Source organism: Nostoc sp. UHCC 0251, from assembly GCF_034932245.1.
In the GTDB taxonomy this organism is placed as follows: Bacteria; Cyanobacteriota; Cyanobacteriia; order Cyanobacteriales; family Nostocaceae; genus Nostoc.
The window spans coordinates 1-18,245 of sequence record NZ_JAYGHD010000315.1; the positions used below are offsets into that span (position 1 = coordinate 1).

20 protein-coding genes and 1 pseudogene are annotated in these 18,245 nt (G+C 43.3%); 14 read left to right on the forward strand and 7 right to left on the reverse strand.

Annotated features, from left to right (window positions below; translation table 11 throughout):
- A partial coding sequence (locus tag VB740_RS25215; protein ID WP_323202609.1) for a group II intron reverse transcriptase occupies positions 1-1,508 on the forward strand: 1,508 nt, incomplete at its 5' end.
- Positions 1,509-1,594: 86 nt separating this feature from the next.
- Here the strand turns inward: VB740_RS25215 and VB740_RS25220 are convergent.
- A pseudogene (locus VB740_RS25220) lies at positions 1,595-1,672 on the reverse strand (flagellar assembly protein H); the annotation flags it as partial.
- A 206-nt stretch (positions 1,673-1,878) separates the two neighbouring features.
- Here VB740_RS25220 and VB740_RS25225 point away from each other — a divergent pair.
- Positions 1,879-2,358 carry a hypothetical protein gene (locus tag VB740_RS25225; protein ID WP_323202610.1) on the forward strand — a complete coding sequence of 160 codons (480 nt, stop codon included), beginning with the start codon at positions 1,879-1,881 and terminating at the stop codon, positions 2,356-2,358.
- A 153-nt stretch (positions 2,359-2,511) separates the two neighbouring features.
- Here VB740_RS25225 and VB740_RS25230 read toward each other — a convergent pair whose 3' ends face one another.
- A complete protein-coding gene (locus tag VB740_RS25230) occupies positions 2,512-2,898 on the reverse strand; it encodes a VOC family protein (protein WP_323202611.1) in 387 nt (128 codons plus the stop codon).
- A gap of 110 nt (positions 2,899-3,008) precedes the next feature.
- Here VB740_RS25230 and VB740_RS36860 point away from each other — a divergent pair, with 110 nt between their 5' ends.
- The 6 genes from VB740_RS36860 (at position 3,009) to VB740_RS25255 (ending at position 5,581) form a co-directional block, all read left to right on the forward strand.
- Positions 3,009-3,161 (forward strand): hypothetical protein, encoded by a 153-nt coding sequence (locus VB740_RS36860; protein ID WP_416290607.1) that lies wholly within the window; start codon positions 3,009-3,011, stop codon positions 3,159-3,161.
- A complete protein-coding gene (locus VB740_RS25235; protein WP_323202612.1) occupies positions 3,158-3,400 on the forward strand; it encodes a DUF433 domain-containing protein in 243 nt (80 codons plus the stop codon). The genes VB740_RS36860 and VB740_RS25235 overlap by 4 nt, the downstream gene beginning before the upstream one ends.
- A complete protein-coding gene (locus VB740_RS25240; RefSeq protein WP_323202613.1) occupies positions 3,384-3,758 on the forward strand; it encodes a DUF5615 family PIN-like protein in 375 nt (124 codons plus the stop codon). The genes VB740_RS25235 and VB740_RS25240 overlap by 17 nt, the downstream gene beginning before the upstream one ends.
- 484 nt (positions 3,759-4,242) lie before the next feature.
- On the forward strand, positions 4,243-4,407 hold the full coding sequence (locus VB740_RS25245) for a hypothetical protein (protein ID WP_323202614.1): 165 nt from the start codon (positions 4,243-4,245) through the stop codon (positions 4,405-4,407).
- A gap of 56 nt (positions 4,408-4,463) precedes the next feature.
- Positions 4,464-4,772 (forward strand): helix-turn-helix transcriptional regulator, encoded by a 309-nt coding sequence (locus VB740_RS25250; RefSeq protein WP_323202615.1) that lies wholly within the window; start codon positions 4,464-4,466, stop codon positions 4,770-4,772.
- A gap of 491 nt (positions 4,773-5,263) precedes the next feature.
- On the forward strand, positions 5,264-5,581 hold the full coding sequence (locus tag VB740_RS25255; RefSeq protein ID WP_323202616.1) for a hypothetical protein: 318 nt from the start codon (positions 5,264-5,266) through the stop codon (positions 5,579-5,581).
- Positions 5,582-5,747: 166 nt separating this feature from the next.
- Here the strand turns inward: VB740_RS25255 and VB740_RS25260 are convergent, their stop codons facing one another.
- The 3 genes from VB740_RS25260 to VB740_RS25270 all read right to left on the reverse strand — a co-directional run bounded on the left by VB740_RS25260 (position 5,748) and on the right by VB740_RS25270 (position 8,626).
- Entirely contained in the window at positions 5,748-5,948 is a 201-nt protein-coding gene (locus VB740_RS25260) for a hypothetical protein (RefSeq protein ID WP_323202617.1), read from the reverse strand.
- A 144-nt stretch (positions 5,949-6,092) separates the two neighbouring features.
- On the reverse strand, positions 6,093-7,373 hold the full coding sequence (locus VB740_RS25265) for a VWA domain-containing protein (protein ID WP_323202618.1): 1,281 nt from the start codon (positions 7,371-7,373) through the stop codon (positions 6,093-6,095).
- Complete coding sequence (locus VB740_RS25270; RefSeq protein ID WP_323202619.1) at positions 7,370-8,626, reverse strand: VWA domain-containing protein; 1,257 nt, start codon at positions 8,624-8,626, stop codon at positions 7,370-7,372. The genes VB740_RS25265 and VB740_RS25270 overlap by 4 nt, the downstream gene beginning before the upstream one ends.
- Positions 8,627-8,864: 238 nt before the next feature.
- Between VB740_RS25270 and VB740_RS25275 the strand changes: the two genes are divergently transcribed.
- From VB740_RS25275 to VB740_RS25285, 3 genes are all read left to right on the forward strand, one after another.
- The gene (locus VB740_RS25275; protein WP_323202620.1) at positions 8,865-9,527 is read left to right on the forward strand and encodes an ATP-dependent Clp protease proteolytic subunit; all 663 of its coding nucleotides are present in this window, start codon (positions 8,865-8,867) and stop codon (positions 9,525-9,527) included.
- A gap of 104 nt (positions 9,528-9,631) precedes the next feature.
- Positions 9,632-10,243: an ATP-dependent Clp protease proteolytic subunit gene (locus VB740_RS25280; protein WP_323202621.1), complete on the forward strand. Its 612-nt coding sequence runs from the start codon at positions 9,632-9,634 to the stop codon at positions 10,241-10,243.
- A 250-nt stretch (positions 10,244-10,493) separates the two neighbouring features.
- Complete coding sequence (locus tag VB740_RS25285; RefSeq protein ID WP_323202622.1) at positions 10,494-11,126, forward strand: J domain-containing protein; 633 nt, start codon at positions 10,494-10,496, stop codon at positions 11,124-11,126.
- 169 nt (positions 11,127-11,295) lie between these two features.
- Here VB740_RS25285 and VB740_RS25290 read toward each other — a convergent pair whose 3' ends face one another.
- A complete protein-coding gene (locus VB740_RS25290) occupies positions 11,296-12,495 on the reverse strand; it encodes a PLP-dependent aminotransferase family protein (RefSeq protein ID WP_323202623.1) in 1,200 nt (399 codons plus the stop codon).
- A gap of 223 nt (positions 12,496-12,718) precedes the next feature.
- On the opposite strand from VB740_RS25290, the gene VB740_RS25295 reads away from it, so the two are divergent.
- The 3 genes from VB740_RS25295 (at position 12,719) to VB740_RS25305 (ending at position 17,570) form a co-directional block, all read left to right on the forward strand.
- On the forward strand, positions 12,719-13,930 hold the full coding sequence (locus VB740_RS25295; protein ID WP_323202624.1) for an RNA-guided endonuclease TnpB family protein: 1,212 nt from the start codon (positions 12,719-12,721) through the stop codon (positions 13,928-13,930).
- Positions 13,931-14,122: 192 nt separating this feature from the next.
- Positions 14,123-16,126 carry a serine/threonine phosphatase gene (locus VB740_RS25300; protein ID WP_323202625.1) on the forward strand — a complete coding sequence of 668 codons (2,004 nt, stop codon included), beginning with the start codon at positions 14,123-14,125 and terminating at the stop codon, positions 16,124-16,126.
- A 160-nt stretch (positions 16,127-16,286) separates the two neighbouring features.
- Complete coding sequence (locus tag VB740_RS25305; RefSeq protein WP_323202626.1) at positions 16,287-17,570, forward strand: FHA domain-containing serine/threonine-protein kinase; 1,284 nt, start codon at positions 16,287-16,289, stop codon at positions 17,568-17,570.
- 121 nt (positions 17,571-17,691) lie between these two features.
- Here VB740_RS25305 and VB740_RS25310 read toward each other — a convergent pair whose 3' ends face one another.
- Complete coding sequence (locus VB740_RS25310) at positions 17,692-17,910, reverse strand: DUF4327 family protein (RefSeq protein WP_012407469.1); 219 nt, start codon at positions 17,908-17,910, stop codon at positions 17,692-17,694.
- Positions 17,911-18,245 lie beyond the last annotated feature (335 nt).

The window sequence follows — 18,245 nt, forward strand, 5'->3', positions numbered from 1 at the left end:
TCCGCCTTCAAAAGCGCGTATTTAAAGCTGTTCAAGTTGGAGACAAGCGGAAAGCTAGGTTTCTCCAAAAGCTTATTCTCAAATCCACCTCGGCTCGATTTCTTGCAATAAGACAAGTATCTCAGCTAAACGCTGGTAAAAAGACGGCTGGTATTGATGGGAAGAAATCACTTTCATTTGAAGAACGCTTCAACCTTGAAGAATTACTGAAAATGAATAGCGGAAATTGGAAGCATCAAGGATTACGGGAAATCCCTATCCCTAAAAAGGATGGGACTACCAGAATGCTAAAGATACCAACCATAGCGGATAGAGCTTGGCAATGCCTTGCGAAATATGCACTCGAACCAGCACACGAAGGCACCTTCCACGCTCGGAGTTACGGGTTTAGAACTGGGCGCTCTGCCCATGATGCACAAAAGTACATCTACTTAAACCTCAGCTCCCGCGCCAACGGAATAAATAAGCGAGTAATTGAACTCGACATCGAAAAGTGCTTCGACAGGATTAGCCACTCAGCAATAATGGACGAACTCATCGCCCCAAAAGGCTTAAAACTCGGAATCTTCCGATGCCTCAAGGCAGGGATAAATCCAGAATTTCCTGAACAAGGAACCCCACAAGGAGGAGTGGTCAGCCCATTATTAGCAAATATCGCACTTAACGGGATTGAGAGTATACACAGATACCACCTTGCCTACAAAGAAGGAGGCAAGATACACGACAAGACTTCAAAAAACAAAATTGTCGAACCATCAATCCGATACGCGGATGACATGGTTATCATACTCCGACCCGAAGATGATGCGACAGAGATACTTGAAAGAATCAGCGAGTTCCTCCGCAAACGCGGAATGAATGTAAGCCAAAAGAAAACCAAAGTTACCGCCGCGACAGATGGGTTTGATTTCCTCGGCTGGCACTTCAAAGTGCAGAGCAATGGAAAGTTTAGATGTAGTCCCTCAGTGGATAACTTCAAAGCTTTTCGTAAGAAAGTAAAACACATCGTCAACAACTCGAATTATGGCGCTACCACAAAGGCTGAGAAATTAGCCCCGGTAGTTAGAGGGTGGAGAAATTACCATAAGTTCTGCAAGATGGATGGGTCAAAGTTTTCCTTATGGCACATCAATCATAGAGCTTTCAAGGTATTCAATAAGGAAACCAAGCAAAATCGTCACACAAGCCAGGAGCTAATAAAAAAGGCATTCCCAAAGGTTTCTTACTCCGAAAACAAACACGTTTCTGTCAAAGGAATTAAATCACCTTACGACGGAGATACAGCCTACTGGAGCGAACGTAACAGTAAACTCTACGACGGCGAAACCTCTAAAGCTCTTAAGAAGCAAAACCATAAATGTGCTTCCTGCGGTTTAAAATTCATCGATGAAGAACGGGTTCACCTGCATCACATCGACGGAAATCATGCCAACTGGAAGAAAAATAATCTTGAAGCAACTCATGAGAGTTGCCACGATTACAAACACATGAGCAAAAGCGTAAGCTAAGAACATCGGGAGCCGTGTACACGGAAACGGGTATGCACGGATCTAACTGAGAGGTGCGGGGAATAATATCCCCCATCGACTCAACCAATAGGTTCGCCTAATAACCAACTGGCAAAGTCGGTGGAGAAATTTTCAGCTAAGAATTTACAGATATTGTCAAACATTTTAAAATTTTACTAAATAGCTCACCCATTTGTATTTATCCGAAATTATTTAATCCAGATATATTTATAATTTTCATAAACATTTTATAGTAAATTATCTAAGTCTTTAAATCAAGTAATTATTTTACTTGTAAACGTAATTATAAATTAATTAAACTGGTTTATGAGTTGTTACCATTCTGAGTATTATGAAGCGCATTTGCACTATGGGTAATATTTTTACAATAACTTCATTATCTGCTTTTGTATTTGCTGGTGCTACTACTTTATTGCTCGTGCAGACAGTCACAGCTAAACCAGTACAGACAAAAAAGCAAGTAAATCAACCAATACCATTTAATTCAAGAGTACGAATATATCCTGCAAATAATAGCCTACCAGCAAGTCGCTTGATTACGATTGAACGTGTTCTTAAAAAGTCTAGCAAGATGCAAATAACAGAAGCAAAACTTACAACATACGAGGAATTTGCAGCCAAAACAGGAGAGTACAAATCAGCGATTTCTAACAACCGGATGGTGTGGATAGTGACTGGTTTTGTCCAAGGTGAGTTCAGCATGTCTAGAGGTAAAAGTGTCTGTACTGATAACGCTAAACTTGTGGAATTAACGGATGCAGAAACTGGCGATTCTTTTGGTAGAAGTATTTACTGTCCACCAAAGAACGAGATAAATTATATGCCGTAAATTTGGCGCACAAATGGAGGAAGACTATAAAAAATATATTTAAAAGCGATCGCCTTTATAAGAGTTATGAATATAAAAATTTGGGCAGCAATAAATCGTAATTACGCGCTTCATTATCTATAGTGATGGCAAGTTCGTCCGTCAGCACTAAGTTTAATGCTCATAAATCTCTAATGGCAAATTATCTGGATCTTGAAAAAAAGTAAATTTTTTATTTGTAATTTCATCAACTCTGATATTTTCTACCTCCACTCCTTTCGATTTTAAATAAATAACAGTTTGCTCAACATCATCAACTTTAAAAGCAAGATGCCTTAAACCACAAGCCTCTGGTTTACTAGGCCGTTCTGGAGGATTTGGAAAAGAAAATAGCTCGATTTGAGCATTTTCTCCAACTCGTAAATCTAATTTATAAGAATTTCTCTCGGCGCGAAAAGTCTCTTGAATAATCGGGAATCCTAAAACTTCTACATAAAATTCTTTGGAGTGATCGTAGTTAGAACAAATAATCGCTACATGATGAATGCCTGTAGTTTTCATGTGTACTTCTCAAGCTAACAACCATTTACAGCTAACAACCATTTACCTGTAGCACTTTTAGCAGATTTTTGCTAGTTTTTGCAAGATAAGGGCTTTAGCAAAGTGCTAATCTGGAAAATGCAGACCTTGATGCCATCAACCTTAAAAACGCTGATTTATTTGGAGTAATATTTATCACTGTAGATCAGATCATAACTACTACATTTTGGTATGAAGCAATATACAACGATGATTTTCGTAAGGAGATAGGGTTACTTCCATGAAATTAGATCGCATCACCAGCAATCCCAATCGCATGAATGGACAGCCCTCTATTCGTAATCTTCGCCTTACCGTTCGTCGGGTGATTGAGTTATTAGCTACCTACCCTAATCGAGAAGAACTGCGCCAGGAGTTTCCCGAATTAGAAGATGAAGATATTCAGCAAGCCTTAATTTTTGCATCGTCCTACTTGGACGATCGCATCATTGAACTACCTAACAGCTATGAAACTGTTGCTTGATCAGGGATTACCACTCTCTGCGGCACCATTGCTACGTGATTCAGGTATCGACACTATCCATGTGGGTGAAATTGGGATGTCTGAAGCTGAAGATGCAGAAATCATCCAGAGAGCTAGAGAAGAGAGACGTGTTGTTGCTACACTCGATGCAGATTTCCATACATTGCTGGCGCTTGATGAAGCAACTACTCCTTCAGTCATTCGCATTCGGATTGAAAGGTTACGCGCTCAAGCATTAGCGAATCTGTTGCTGACAGTAATCGCTGAGTGTGAAGAGGATTTGGAACAAGGAGCAGCCGTTACAGTTGAGCCAAGCCGTATTCGTATGCGCCGTTTACCGTTGTTGCCTGATGTCTAAGCTTTGGCATAAGTAACTTAAATCTATATTTAAATGCCAGAAGCGTTGATGCACAATAGTTTCAAGTTATATAGGCTAATTTTACAAAAAAAGTTTGCTCACAGCGAATATAGTTCAAGAAGTTATGCTATATTAGTTTTAGTCGGGTAAAGGATGATATTTGCCACTCACTGGATCGCTTTTGTGGTCTGAGGAAGATGGGAAACCACCTTCTACTGTGCTTTTAAGTAACTTATTTATAGTAAAACTATTTAGTTATTCAGTGACTCTACTGAAAGCTCAAAGCGAGTGAAATCTTGAAAAATTTCTACTAAGCAGAACTACTAAATAATTACTGTATCACCAAGCACAAAGGCGCAGCCAAGGCAACCTGCTGCGTTGTGTATAGGGAGAGTTTAAACTGCCGTTCTCCAGTTTGTTTGAGGCAACACTCATTTGCAATAAGTGAATGAGTGCAACCAAACCACCAGTTAAGGAGTTCCTTATGAACAACCAAGACCCCGACAAACGGCAGGAGCAGTCAAAAAAGCGTAAGTATCAGCAGTACCTGAAATGGCTCTGCAAACCTCAAACGCTCCGTCTTTTATTTCAAGCTGGCCCAGTCATTTTCCATATTGTGAAGTGGCTGGTCGAGTTGTTGCAAGACTAAGCTGCTAACTCTTCTATACAAATCCCTTTCCATCCTTCTCAGTAAGGAGGTTAAATATGCTCAATAAAGCTCTAAGGTTGATAAGGGTATTCCATGATTTAGCGCAAAAAGAATTGGCGGAAAAGCTAGGAATATCCAAGTCTTATCTTTCGGAAATCGAATCCGGTAAAAAGGTTCCCACGCTGGACTTACTGAATCGTTATTCAGAGTTTTTCGATATACCTGTATCCTCGATTATGTTCTTCTCGGAAAGCTTAAATAAAGATGTAAGAACGGAAAAGTTGAGAACATTCGTATCCTCTAAAATTCTTGCAATCCTCAATTTTATTGCTGAAAAGTCTGGTCATTCTTATGCAGAGGATTAGATGCAAACAGTACACACTAGACCAGTCACCTTTTTACTGCTTGAAATCTAAAGAAAGACTTGCAAAGCTACTGTATATAACTCGAAGAGAGCTCGAAGTGCTTGCCCACTCCAAGGAGCTATACAGAGAGAAAGATAAATTCAATCCGAAAAAGGGAAAAACCTTTCGTGTTGAAGAGCCAAAACCCCCATTAAAGCGAGTTCAAAAGCGAATTGACGAGATTTTGAAGCGAGTCAAAATGGCGAATTATATACACGCTCCAGGAAAGGGACGTTCTTATATAAGTAATGCTAGAGCGCATATAAATGCTCCTGTAATAAGGAGTCTTGATATAAAACAATACTTTCCCTCTTCACAATCATGGCGCGTTTACTCCTTCTTCTACAAGAAGATGCGATGCTCTTCAGATGTTGCTGGTATTTTAACAAAACTCTGCTCTCAACAAATTACTACCAAATTTCGGTGCTTGTCTTTATTCAGAACAGTATATTGTGAGCTTCAAGTATCAATACTTTGGAAAATTTGATCAGGTAAGTTTGTATCGAGATAGCTTGACTCTTAGTGATTTAAAAATATCTCTAAAACCAAAGCTTTCTCTCAATTGGATTCAAGACAAAATTCTTCAATTGGCTGCTTATTACATTCCACTTCAAGCACTATATTATGTTGAACAAGCTGCTTTGATTTATTTAATCAGCGACGGTTCCTCTAATGAATTCCTTTTCACTCCAAAGGAGATGGAATTTTATAAGGATCTGTGGCTTGAGAAATTAAATCAAATTAATAAGACAGTTAGTCTAGCTGTTTAGTAAGCTAAATTTGTAGTGCAGTTTTGGCGGATGTTTGCAGCATTATGGCTGCACCAGTGCAATCGCCTTGTTGCAATTTCGCCTCGGCTAACTGAGTTTGACGATATTTTGCTTTACTTGAGATCGGGATTTACCTGAATCAGTCCAGTCTGTCTGGAAGGATTTGTCATTCCCATTGCTGGAGTTCCTGTTCTGGAAGTGGTTCAAAGAAAGCATCGCCGAGTTGTCCTTTCAATAAACCAGGGGTGCGGGGTTGTGTACGTTCTTGGCTTAAACCTAGCCGAAAGTAGTGAATTAGGTCATAAATTTCTGCTCGTTTGTCTTCAGGGATGTCTTGCAATTCTTGGACAATCTTCTGGATCAGCATAAGTCAAACTCTTCGCTGGTTGTTAATCAATAATTTAGGAATATGCCACTACTTTGTTGCTCAATTGAGGAATAAAATATTTTTTATCGCTTTGCACCTTGGTGCGAAACTTTCATCGCGTTAATCAGCAAAGTTGAATTTTTACTATTCCTGTAAAACAGTCTTTGATACAATCCTAGTTTTCTTGAGGTCTGCTTCGGAAAGTTCTTCCCCAGCTTGCAGGCGAGTAGCAGAAGTTTGCAACACTGTCGCCGCACCTTTATCTCCAATTTGTAAAGCAGTTTTGGCAGCTGTTTGCAGCATCGTGGCTGCACCAGTACGATCGCCTTGTTGCAATTTCGCCTCGGCTAACTGGGTTTGCCGATACTTCGCTAATGCTAAAATAGACTGCTGCACCTGGGGATTAGATGTCGGCTGATACGCCCGCACTACATCTGCATACACTGGCACAAGCGGCGAAAGTAAACCTTGTTCATTAACCAACGGGTCATCATAACGGATTTGCAGATGAGCGATCGCTTGTTTCCCTTCTGGCAATTGTTCCAGATAAATATTAGCCAAAACTACCCGCTCTACATCCTGCATCAAATCTCCCAAACGGACAGCAAAGCTACCGTCAGCTTCGGGTTCCACTGGTAACTCGATTGTGTCTGGGGCAACTTGAGCAATAGGTTTGAGTTCTGCTAGTCGGACATTGGGCACTAGAGATAACAGCAAGTAGGCATTAGTTAGCCCAATAGATTGAATCCGTCCAAACAGCCGGCTAAATTGCTCCACAGCTTGTTCAGGACGCTCAATATGAGCTAAAGTCCCACCACCGACATCGGCAATTTTTTCTAGCAAATCCTGATTCCAGCTATTGCCAAATCCGAAAGTGTTGATAGTTAGGTTCAGCTTGGCAGCCTTTTGCGCCAGTTGAAGACAGCGCTTGTTGTCATCTCGCCCGATATCCCACTTCCAAATTCGCAAACCGCTTTCACCATGCCCATCCGTCAGCAAAAACGCCTGGGAAACAGCGCCTCTTGTGCCTTTCATAAGTTCTGTAATTCCCAGTTCCAAACCCTCAGCGATCGCAGTGCCGCCGCTAGCGCTGAGTTTGCTTTTTATCTGAGATTTAATGCTTTCGGGGTCTTCAATTGCTTGGTTAGGGATAATGACTTCCGCAGAACCGGAAAAAGCCACAATTGAGATGCGATCGCCTACTTTCAACCGATCAATTAATCCTTCCACCGCCTGGATCACCGTTTTAATTGGTTGTCCATGCATGGAACCACTTCTATCCAAAATCAAGCAGAGATTAAGGGGCAGATTTTGGTCAGATTCACCAGCGATGGCAAAAATCGTCATTGCTAGTTGACGTTGGCTACTTGTTTGAGTCACATCAACATTATTGTCATTTAACGCCGATAGCAATTTAACTTTCATTGAGGAGGAGTATCTTGCAAAACTGTTTTGGAGACAATTCTGGTTTTCTTGCGATCGCTTTCAGATAAATCTCCACCAGATTGTAGCTGGGTGGCAGAAGTTTGCAACACCGTCGCTGCACTAGTATCTCCCATTTGCAGCGCAGTTTTAGCAGCCGTTTGTAACATTGTCGCCGCACCAGAGCGATCGCCCTGTTGCAATTTCGTTTCAGCTAGCTGGGTTTGGCGATACTTAGCTAATGCCAAAATAGACTGTTGTACCTGGGGATTCGGATCTGCTTGGTAATTTTTCACTACATGGGCATAAACTGGGACATTTGGTGTAACTAAACCTACCTTGTTGGCGGCTGGATCATCGTAGCGGACTTGCACATTAGCGATCGCTTGTTCACCTGCTGGCAATTGTCCCAAATAAATATTAGCTAAGATTACCCGTTCTGCATCTTTCATTAAATCTCCCAACCGCACAGCGAAACGGCCATCAGCTTCTTGTTGCAGTGGTAACTCAATTGTGTCTGGAGAAACTTGAGCAATCGGTTTGAGTTCCGCTAGCCGGACATGGGGCATCAGGGAGAATAGGAGATAAGCATTCGTCAATCCCACCGTTTGAATGCGGCTGAACAGGCGATTAAACTCATCCACAGCTTGATCGGGTTTTTGAATATAAGATAAAGTACCTAAACCAGCATCAGCAATTTTTTCTAAAACATCTTGGTTCCAGTTGTCACCAAATCCCAAAGTGTTCAAAGTCAAATTATAGCTAGCAGCCAATTGGGCGAATTTTAAACAGCGATTATTATCACCGTGTTCATTTTCCCCATCGGTTAATAAAAAGGCTTGGGAAACAGTATCTTTTTTTCCCTTTGCCAACTCTTCAATCCCCAAGCGCAATCCTTCATCAATCGCAGTTCCACCATCGGCGGCTAGGCGATTAATTTGCTGTTTGATTTTTTCTGGATCTTCGACACTTTGATTGGGTACCAAGACTTTGGCACGGTGATCAAAAACTACAACACTGAGGCGATCGCCAGGGTTGAGTCTATCTACCAGACGATTCGCTGCTTTTTTGACCGTTTCTAGCGATCGCCCATTCATGGAACCACTGTGATCGAGAATTAAACATAAATTCAGTGGTACATTCCGGTCTTGAGTCTCTGCGATCGCTGAAATCGAAATTCCCAACTGACGTTGACTGTTCAGTTGATTTGCGTCCAAATTACCATCATTCAAGGCAGGCTGCAAATTAACCTTCATAACTCAAAGTCCTTATTCAGGATATACATATTAATAAATAACTTCAAAGCACCACTTTAGCTCTACGGAAAACCTATCCAACACAAATACATTAATATAATCAGAATATCTTAGAAGCCAAACCTTGGCAGATGCAAAGCCGCCTGAAGCATTAGGGAGAAATCCGCACCTTGAGGGAAGCTATCATCGCGCTAGGATGTATTACAGTTAACGGCATAGTTTCAGGCGATCAGTTGCTATGGACATTTCCCCAATTAAGGCTGTTCAAGCCCCATATTACGGCGATAACTTCTACCGGACACCGCCGCCAGATTTACCTTCCCTCTTATTGAAGGAGCGAATTGTCTATCTGGGGATGCCACTGGTGCCTGCTGTCACAGAATTAATCGTGGCCGAGTTGCTGTTTTTACAGTCCGACGACCCAGATAAGCCGATTAAAATCTATATCAACTCCACCGGCACTTCCGGTTACAGTGGCGAACCCATTGGCTTTGAAACCGAAGCCTTCGCCATCTATGACACTATGAAATATATCAAGCCTCCTATCCACACCATCTGCGTCGGTTCTGCGATGGGTATGGCAGCGATGCTCCTCAGTGCTGGTACAAAAGGTTGCCGCGCTAGTTTACCTCACTCCTCGATTATCCTGCATCAGCCTAAGAGCTACGCCCAAGGCCAAGCAACGGATATTCAAATTCGCGCTAGGGAAGTTTTGGTAAATAAAGGGGCGTTAGTTGATATTTTGAATCGCACTACTGGACAGCCCCCAGAAAAAATTACAAAAGATATGGATCGGCTGTTATATATGACACCCCATGAAGCGAAGGAATACGGTCTGATTGACCGAGTTTTTGAGAAAGAAGAACTCGCAAATCCCCCACTCCCTGCCAGTGTCCTTTAATTTTTTTGTCATTTGTCCTTTGTCATTCGTCCTTTGTTAATGACTAATGACTAATGACTCATGACTAATGACCAATGAATGACTAATTAAAAATGGAGTAAGTTATGCCTATAGGCGTTCCTAAAGTTCCTTACCGGATGCCCGGAGGACAATATACAGATTGGATTAGCATCTACGATCGCCTTTACCGGGAACGGATTATATTCTTGGGGCGAGATATTGATGATGAAATTGCCAATCAAATTATTGCTGTAATGCTGTATCTGGACTCAGACGATCCAGGTAAAGACATTTATTTATACATCAATTCTCCAGGTGGGATGGTTACATCTGGCATGGCTATTTTTGACACCATGCAACATATCAAATCAGATGTCGTGACTATTTGCGTAGGTTTAGCTGCCTCAATGGGGTCTTTCCTGCTGGCAGCTGGCACCAAAGGCAAACGGCTAGCATTGCCTCACTCACGGATTATGATTCACCAGCCTTCAGGTGGAACCCGTGGGCAAGCAACCGATATCGAAATTGAAGCTAGAGAGATTCTGCGGATTCGTCACCAGCTGAATGGCATCTATGCCGATAAAACCGGTCAGACCATAGAAAAGATTGAAAAAGATATGGATCGTGACTTTTTTATGTCTGCCGAAGAAGCAAAACAATACGGTTTAATTGACCGTGTGATTGAAGAACGAACCTCGATAGTAACAGGGGAGTAGGGAATAGGGAGTAGGGAGTAGGGGGGATGAAGAAGCAGGGGGAGCAGGGGAGGTAGGGGGAGCAGGGGAAGAATTATAACTCCTAAGTCCCGATTCCCCATTCCCCATTCCCTACTCCCCACTCCCTTCCCTAAACAAACTGTCAACATTGAACTTTAAAATAGCAAATTTGCCCTTATTATTAATAGTTCAGGCTTAAAGCTCATAGCTGATAGCCCCTAGCTGGATATTCGATAGCTCATAGCTCAGGATGGATCTTGGAGATTGCTACCGTTTATTGGGTTTAAGGTCGGGAGCTTCTTTTGCTGACATCAAATCGTCTTACCGACGATTGGCGCAGCAATATCATCCCGATATCAACCCAGATGACAACAAAGCCAAAGATAAATTTATTGCGTTGACAGAGGCGTACAAACTCCTGCTGACAGTGGTACTGCCAGAGGAAACCGCCGCATATTCAAATTCAAATCAAGTGCCAACATCTGGTGGGCGTGATGGCCCTAAGGCAACGCATAGGCAAAAAACACCAGTAGCAACGGCGACAAGCGAACAACCAGGAAAACCAAAGCCGCCTAATCTTTTGGAAATAGAAGAACGGCTGAAGTGGAAGACTTATGAGCAATTGCAGCGATTTTTGCAAGAAAGACGATTTCCGCAAGCGATCGCCCTGGCGGAAGCTTTAGCAGATCGTTTGTCAACAGATGCAGAAGTTCGCCAATGGCTAGCGATCGCCTATCAAATTTGGGGACGGGCGCTAATTTCCGAAAACCAACTGCTCAAAGCCAGAATTTATCTCAAAAAAGCTCTGAAAACAGACCCTCATAATAAAAGTCTTTGGTATGAAGTGCAGCGCGATTTTCAACGATTAGAACAAATTTTTTAAAGATTTACAAAATTTATTGAAAATCAATCTCGTTTCCCAGCCCCAGAAGGAAATAATCCTCATTGTCTTACCGCCACTGAGACGGGAGGCGGGAGCCTCCCATAGAGCATTCCCAGTCTCAGACTGGGAACGAGATACGAATTACGAATTACGAATTACGAATTACAAATTACCGCAATCCGTGTAACACTGCTCCTAATGTAGCGATTCCCTCAACAATCTTCTGTGTTGGCTGAAAGCTAAAAGCTAACCTGATGGCATCATCCCCCTGTCCATTGGTGTAGCAGCGAGTCCCTGGCAGAAAACTGACACCGTGTTCACTAGCAGCCATTAGGAGTGCTTTGGCGCTGATATCTGACGGCAATTTACACCAAACGAAGAAACCACCATCGGGACGCAAAGCAACTATATCACTGGGAAACTCGTGAGCGATCGCTTCTAACAATAAATTGCACTTATGCTTGTAGCAGGCAATTAACTCCTGAATGTGATTCTCTAATTTGCCTGTGGCACAATAGCGGGCGACCACATGACTGACAAATGGCCCCACAGGCCCCTCGCTTTTGCACATTGCTAGCCGCTCAATAATTGCTGGATCGCCACAAGCCCATCCCAGGCGGATACCGGGCGCAATGATTTTCGAGAAGGTACTTACATATAATACCCACCCCTCTTGGTCGAGGGTTGCCAGGGAAGGTAAAGTTTCTCCTTGGAAGCGCAAATCGCTATAAGCATCGTCTTCTACTACCAGCACGCCATACTCAGCCGCTAATGCTACCAGTTTTTGGCGGCGAAATAACGGCATAGTAACGCCTGTGGGATTATGAAAGGTCGGGATGGTGTAAATAAACCGGGGCCGAATGCCCTGCTTCTTCAAGTCGCTCAATGTTTCTTCTAAGGCATCTACATCCATCCCCAACTCATCCACTGGAATGGTAATTATGCGTGCGCCAGCGTAGACAAATCTAACAACTACTCCCAGGAAGGTTGGGCCTTCCACAATGACCACATCACCAGGTTCGACAAATACATCTGGTAGCAAACCCAAAATCTGACCAGAACCGTAGCCAATAATCAGGCGATCGCGATCTGTAGCGATTCCTTTTGCCTGCAAGCGGAGGATAATTTGATCATATAGTTGATCTGAAGGTGGGCCGTAATTGAGAGCGATGGGAGCCTCTTCTAACAGCACAGCAGCGCTGGCAGCAGCCAATTCAGCATGAGGAAAAAGAATTGGGTCAGCTAGACCGTAGGCAAAGCTAACAGTGGTGATTTTGGTTAACTCTGTACCGTAGGTTGGTGGGGCGAGGTTTTTAACTCGTTCGGCGAACAAATCAGCAATTCGGTAAGCAGAGGTGGTAGAAGCCATAAGCAATTCAAAATTGGGAGTCACAATACAGAACACACAATAAATCCAATTCGCAATGGGCTACGCCCCGCTGCGCTAACGCAATTCGCAATTAAACTCAGACAGACACTCCGGGGTGGAGTTTTTACCTACCAAGAGAATACAAGGATTTTTTCTCGTGCGAACGCTGCCGCGTAGCTTGCTTCTCCGTAGGTTCTTACAGAATATCGGATATAATGTAAGAATGACACAAAAAGCTTTCAAATACCGATTCTATCCAACACCTGAGCAAGAAACTTTGCTTCGGCAAACGATGGGATGTACTCGTTTAGTCTATAACCGCGCTCTCGCCGCAAGGACACAAGCATGGTATGAAGACCAGAAACGAGTTGGTTACATTGAAACTTCAGCAATGCTGACTAATTGGAAAAAGCAAGACGAATTGCAATTTCTTAATAATGTTAGTAGTGTGCCATTACAGCAGGGCTTGCGACATCTGCAAACAGCATTTAGCAACTTCTTTGCAGGACGGGCTAAATATCCAAACTTCAAGAAGAAACACAACGGGGGCAATGCTGAATTTACCAAGGCAGCTTTTAAGTTTAGAGATGGGCAAATATTTCTTGCTAAAAGTCCTACAGCGTTAGACATTCGTTGGAGCCGACAGCTACCCCAAGGTACAGAACCATCTACTATTACGGTAAAACTGTCGCCCTCTGGACGCTGGACTGTTTCAATGCTGGTAGATGTCGAAATTCAAAAATTACCTGAATCTTTAACCCAAGTTGGCGTTGACTTGGGTATCAGTAGCTTAGTTGCCTTGAGTACAGGTGAAAAAATTGCTAATCCCAAAGGCTTTAAGGCAAAAAAAGCGAAATTAAGTAAAGCGCAAAAAGCCTTAATTCGTAAGCAAAAAGGGTCTAATAATCGCCATAAAGCACGTAGGAAAGTAGCCAAGGTCCATGCCCAAATAAGTGATGCCCGAAACGATTTTCTTCATAAGTTAACGACTCGATTGGTACGTGAAAACCAAACGATTGCTGTTGAGGACTTAGCTGTGAAGAATATGGTGAAAAACAAAAAACTCGCTCTCTCCATTAGTGATGCTAGCTGGTCGGAACTAGTTAGGCAGCTTGAATATAAGTGTGATTGGTATGGTCGCACTTTCGTCAAAATTGATCGATGGTTCCCCAGTTCTAAGCGATGTGGACATTGTGGACACATTGTAGATAAACTGCCTTTAAATATCAGAGAGTGGGATTGCCCAAAATGCAGTACACATCACGATAGGGATGTTAATGCTGCTAAAAACATTTTGGCTGCGGGACTCGCAGTTTCAGTCTGTGGAGCGAACATAAGACCTGACAGCCTTAAGGCTGAAGGGCAGTTGCAAAAAACCCGTAAGGCTTGCCTTGAGCGTAGCCGAAAGGGAAAGAAACAGAAACCTAAGTCGTGAGTCTTAGGAATCCCCGACCGTTCACGGCGGGGAGGATGTCAACTAATATGCGTCACAATTAATACTGTCAACAAAATTCATTGATAAACTACAATCTCTTATAGGTCTACTGTAGTCAGGGATAGCCAATTGTGGCACCTTGGATCTTAGTGGCTAGAAGCACTTTGGAACGGGAATAAAGGAACTTCCACTATGCTGATTTGCCCTCAGTGTAAATTTGAAAACCCCAATAGCAACAAATTCTGCCAAAGCTGTGGCACATCCCTGGTTCAAAAGGTCTGTCCTGAATGCAGTACTGATGATGTACCTGTGAATGCACTACGTTGTCATAACTGTGGCACGGAATGTGGAACAGTATTTTGGGCAATTATTTCTAAGGAAACGACTGGGGAAGCTTTGGGAGTAGGGGGAGATGAAGGAGATAGGGGAAATGAGGGAGATGAGGGAGATGAGGGAGTAATATCTTCCTCATCTCCTATATCCGCTAGTTCTCAGATTGCATTAGGCTCCTATTTAGACTCCCAAGAGCGCTATCAATTGTTAGATTCGCTACCTGCCCAAGTGGAAACTGCCACCATTACTGATGTAGGTGTGAGAGTTCTAGACTGTCAGCCGTATCAAATATCACCCATTGAGGCAATACTAGCAAGTCAGCAATCAGATTTGCTAACGTCATCAGTGGAAGCAAGTGGAATTCCTGACTTTGCTCAACTTTATATTGCTTTACAATCCCAAGGTCATCGGGGGATACCGCCGATTCATGATGCATGGCAGCAGGGAAATATGCAGGTAGTCATAATCGAAGACCGCTCACATTGGCAGCCTTTAGTCGATTTGTGGCAAGAAGAAACAACAAGTTCGTTAAAAATTTTACACTGGTGTTATGAAATGACCCAACTTTGGGCATTATTGGAACCAGTAAATTGTCGTCAAAGCCTTTTAGATTTGTCGAATTTGCGATTGGACGAAGACCAAACGCTGGCGCTACAAAGGTTGTATGTAGAATCATTGAATTATCAGCCCGCCACCGAATCGCCAGAAGATGCCGAAGCTCAAACATCTTCTATTCCAGAGGAGCCGTTAACCATTAAAGCTTTGGGGCGGGTTTGGCAAGCGCTATTTAGGCAGTCTCAACGGACTCAATTTGGCTCTGTAGTCCAGATGTTGGGGGATTTAGAGGTAGGTAAGATTGAGACGATCGCACAGTTGCGATCGCGTTTGGAGGAAATCTCTGTTGAACTGGAAGCGCTAGGAACCGCAACTTTGCCCCCAATAAAGGAGAAAAATACTGCTGTGTCCACTATCTTACAATCAGATGAGCCAGAAGATATCATTAGCAAATCTGATGATATGCCAACTGTTGTGCTGGCGATGCAGTTAAGCAGCTTGGAAGATGCCGGACGCACAGATGTGGGGCGTCAACGTCATCATAACGAAGACTACTTTGGCATTGAAACTAAAATTCAGAAGTTGGAGTTGCCCAAAAGTCGAGTTCTGGAAGGGCATGGTTTGTATATTCTCTGTGATGGTATGGGCGGACACGCTGGCGGCGAGGTAGCCAGTGAGTTAGCAGTCAAAACCCTACGGCAATACTTTCAAGAACACTGGATTACTAACCAACTGCCAACAGAAGATAGCATTTGTGAGGCAGTGTATTTAGCTAATGAGGCGATTTACAAGCTTAATCAACAAGATGCCCGTTCTGGAGTTGGGCGTATGGGTACAACTCTGGTAATGCTTTTAATTCAAGATACTCAAGCAGCAGTTGCTCATGTGGGAGATAGCCGTCTCTATCGCTTAACGCGCAAGCGGGGGCTAGAACAAGTCACAGTAGATCATGAAGTTGGGCAACGGGAAATTACGCGGGGAGTGGAAGCAAGCATAGCTTATGCCCGCCCAGATGCCTACCAACTTACCCAAGCCTTAGGGCCTCGTGACGAGAACTCGATTGATCCTGATGTGGACTTTTTTGAAATCAATGAAGATACCCTTCTGCTGTTGGCATCGGATGGTCTATCAGATAATGATTTACTAGAAACTCATTGGCAGACTCACTTAGAACCCTTACTTAGTTCTGGCGTTAACTTAGAACAGGGTGTTACAGAGTTAATTGATTTGGCGAACCAACACAATGGTCACGACAACATTACTGGTATACTTATTCGGGCAAAAGTACGCCCAAATTTAGAAAGTTAAAAAAATGGTGAGTGGGGAGTAGGGAGCAGGGGGAGCAGGGGGAGCAGAGGGAGAGGAAAATGCTAACCTACCATGCCCCATGCCCAATGCCCCATGCCCAATGCCCAATGCCCAATACCCAGTCCCCAGCCCCCAGTCCCCTTACCTTATAGGTTGTATCGTGGTTAGTCTGACCCTGTTAGAACCGCAACAGAAAACGCCCCTCCAGCAGTGGTGCTTTGAGAACTCTTCCATAATTCGGATTGGTCGAGCGGCAGATAATCACGTTGTTTTAACTGATAGTTTAGTTTCGCGGCATCATCTAGAACTGAGACAAGCCGATTCTGCCGACAATGGCGGTGGTTGGCGGCTGATTAGTCATGGTACTAACGGGACTTTTCTTAACGGTGTCCTTGTGATTCAAGGGCCGTTACCCGATAATTCCCTGTTGCAATTGGCACAGGGAGGTCCAATACTAAAATTTCAAATTCAGGAAGCGGCAGTATTGGAAACTGGTTTGCGATCGCAACAAATGCAAGAGGCAGAAGAAAACGCCGCTGCAACAGTCTACTCAGCCCAAGGTAGAGCAATTTTATCCTCCACTTGCACGCACGAAGGCAACTCCCCGAACAATCTGTTTTGCATCCACTGCGGTCAACCTCTCTCAGTGCAACAGAAAATTCGCCATTATCAGGTGTTGCGAACTCTCGGACAAGGAGGTATGGGTACTACTTATCTGGCTTGGGATGCGGCTGGTCAGGTTGCGGGTATGCCACAACTGCTGGTTTTGAAGGAAATGAATGCTGATATGGTAAGAATTGCCAAAGCTCAAGAATTATTTGAGCGTGAGGCGTATACTCTCAAATCCCTTAACCATGCTGGAATTCCCAAGTATTACGACTTCTTTGTAGAAGGCGGAAAAAAATACTTGGCCATGGAACTAATCCACGGACAAGATTTAGAGAAACGTATTTCTACTAATGGGCCGGTGACACCAAACCAAGCGATCGCTTGGATGATCCAAACCTGCGATATTTTAGAATATCTTCATAGCCAAGAGCCTCCACTGATTCACCGCGATATTAAACCAGCTAATCTAATGGTGCGAAGTTCTTTAAATCACATAGTAGTGTTAGATTTTGGCGCAGTTAAGGAAATTGGCACAATGCCTGGTACTCGGATTGGTGCAGAAGGTTATTGCGCTCCTGAACAAGAACGAGGACAACCTTTGACTCAATCTGATTTGTATGCAATTGGGCCAACGTTGATTTTTCTGCTCACAGGAGAAAACCCGTTCAAGTATTACCGCCAACGGGGGCGAAACTTTAGGTTTGATGTGGCAAAAGTTCCCACCATTAGTTCCCAATTAAGAGATGTGATTGATCGCGTTACAGAACCATTACCACGCGATCGCTATCAAACTGCGAAGGAATTAGCTGCGGCGTTAGCTGGTTGCAAAATTTAGGGAGTGGGGAGTGGGGAGTAGGGACTGGGGACTGGGGAGTTAGGAGTTAGGAGTTAGAATTCTTCCCCTGCTTCCTCATCTCCCTCATTTTCCCTATTCCCTACTCCCTATTCCCTATCCCCTACTCCTCATCCCAAGTTTCTACAGCTAGCAATTCACTAACTGGGTCCTGCATACTAAAGCCAAAGTCTAGCAGTTCCTGTTTCCAGTGCTGCCATTCATTACCGTAGAGCAAAGCGATTTTCCAGATGCTATCGCTTGGCTTGATAATATTCGATTCTATGAGTGATTGCACGTTGCGCTGCAATTTCACCATTGGGTGAATCACTTGCTGAGTCATAACCTCGATTGAATTCAGATTTTGTTGGTAAATACTTAATTAAAACTGCTTTCCATTCTGCAATTGTTGCCAGGCGTAGAGTGGTGTAATTTTGGTAAAGCTAGTCTTAACTTTTTAACTATACCATAACAAACTCCACTAATTTACTGGTAAATTCGCTTTTGTACGGTAATTACCACCACAAAAGTCCAATTCCACCAAGCATTCCTTAAACTTTTTGCAGAAGCTGGGTAAAGATTTTTGGGGAAGGGTTAAGGATGTTTCAATACGGTTCGCATAAGATCCCCCCGCCTGTGATAACCCTCTTAAAAAGGGGGTAAAGGAGGCAATTAGCG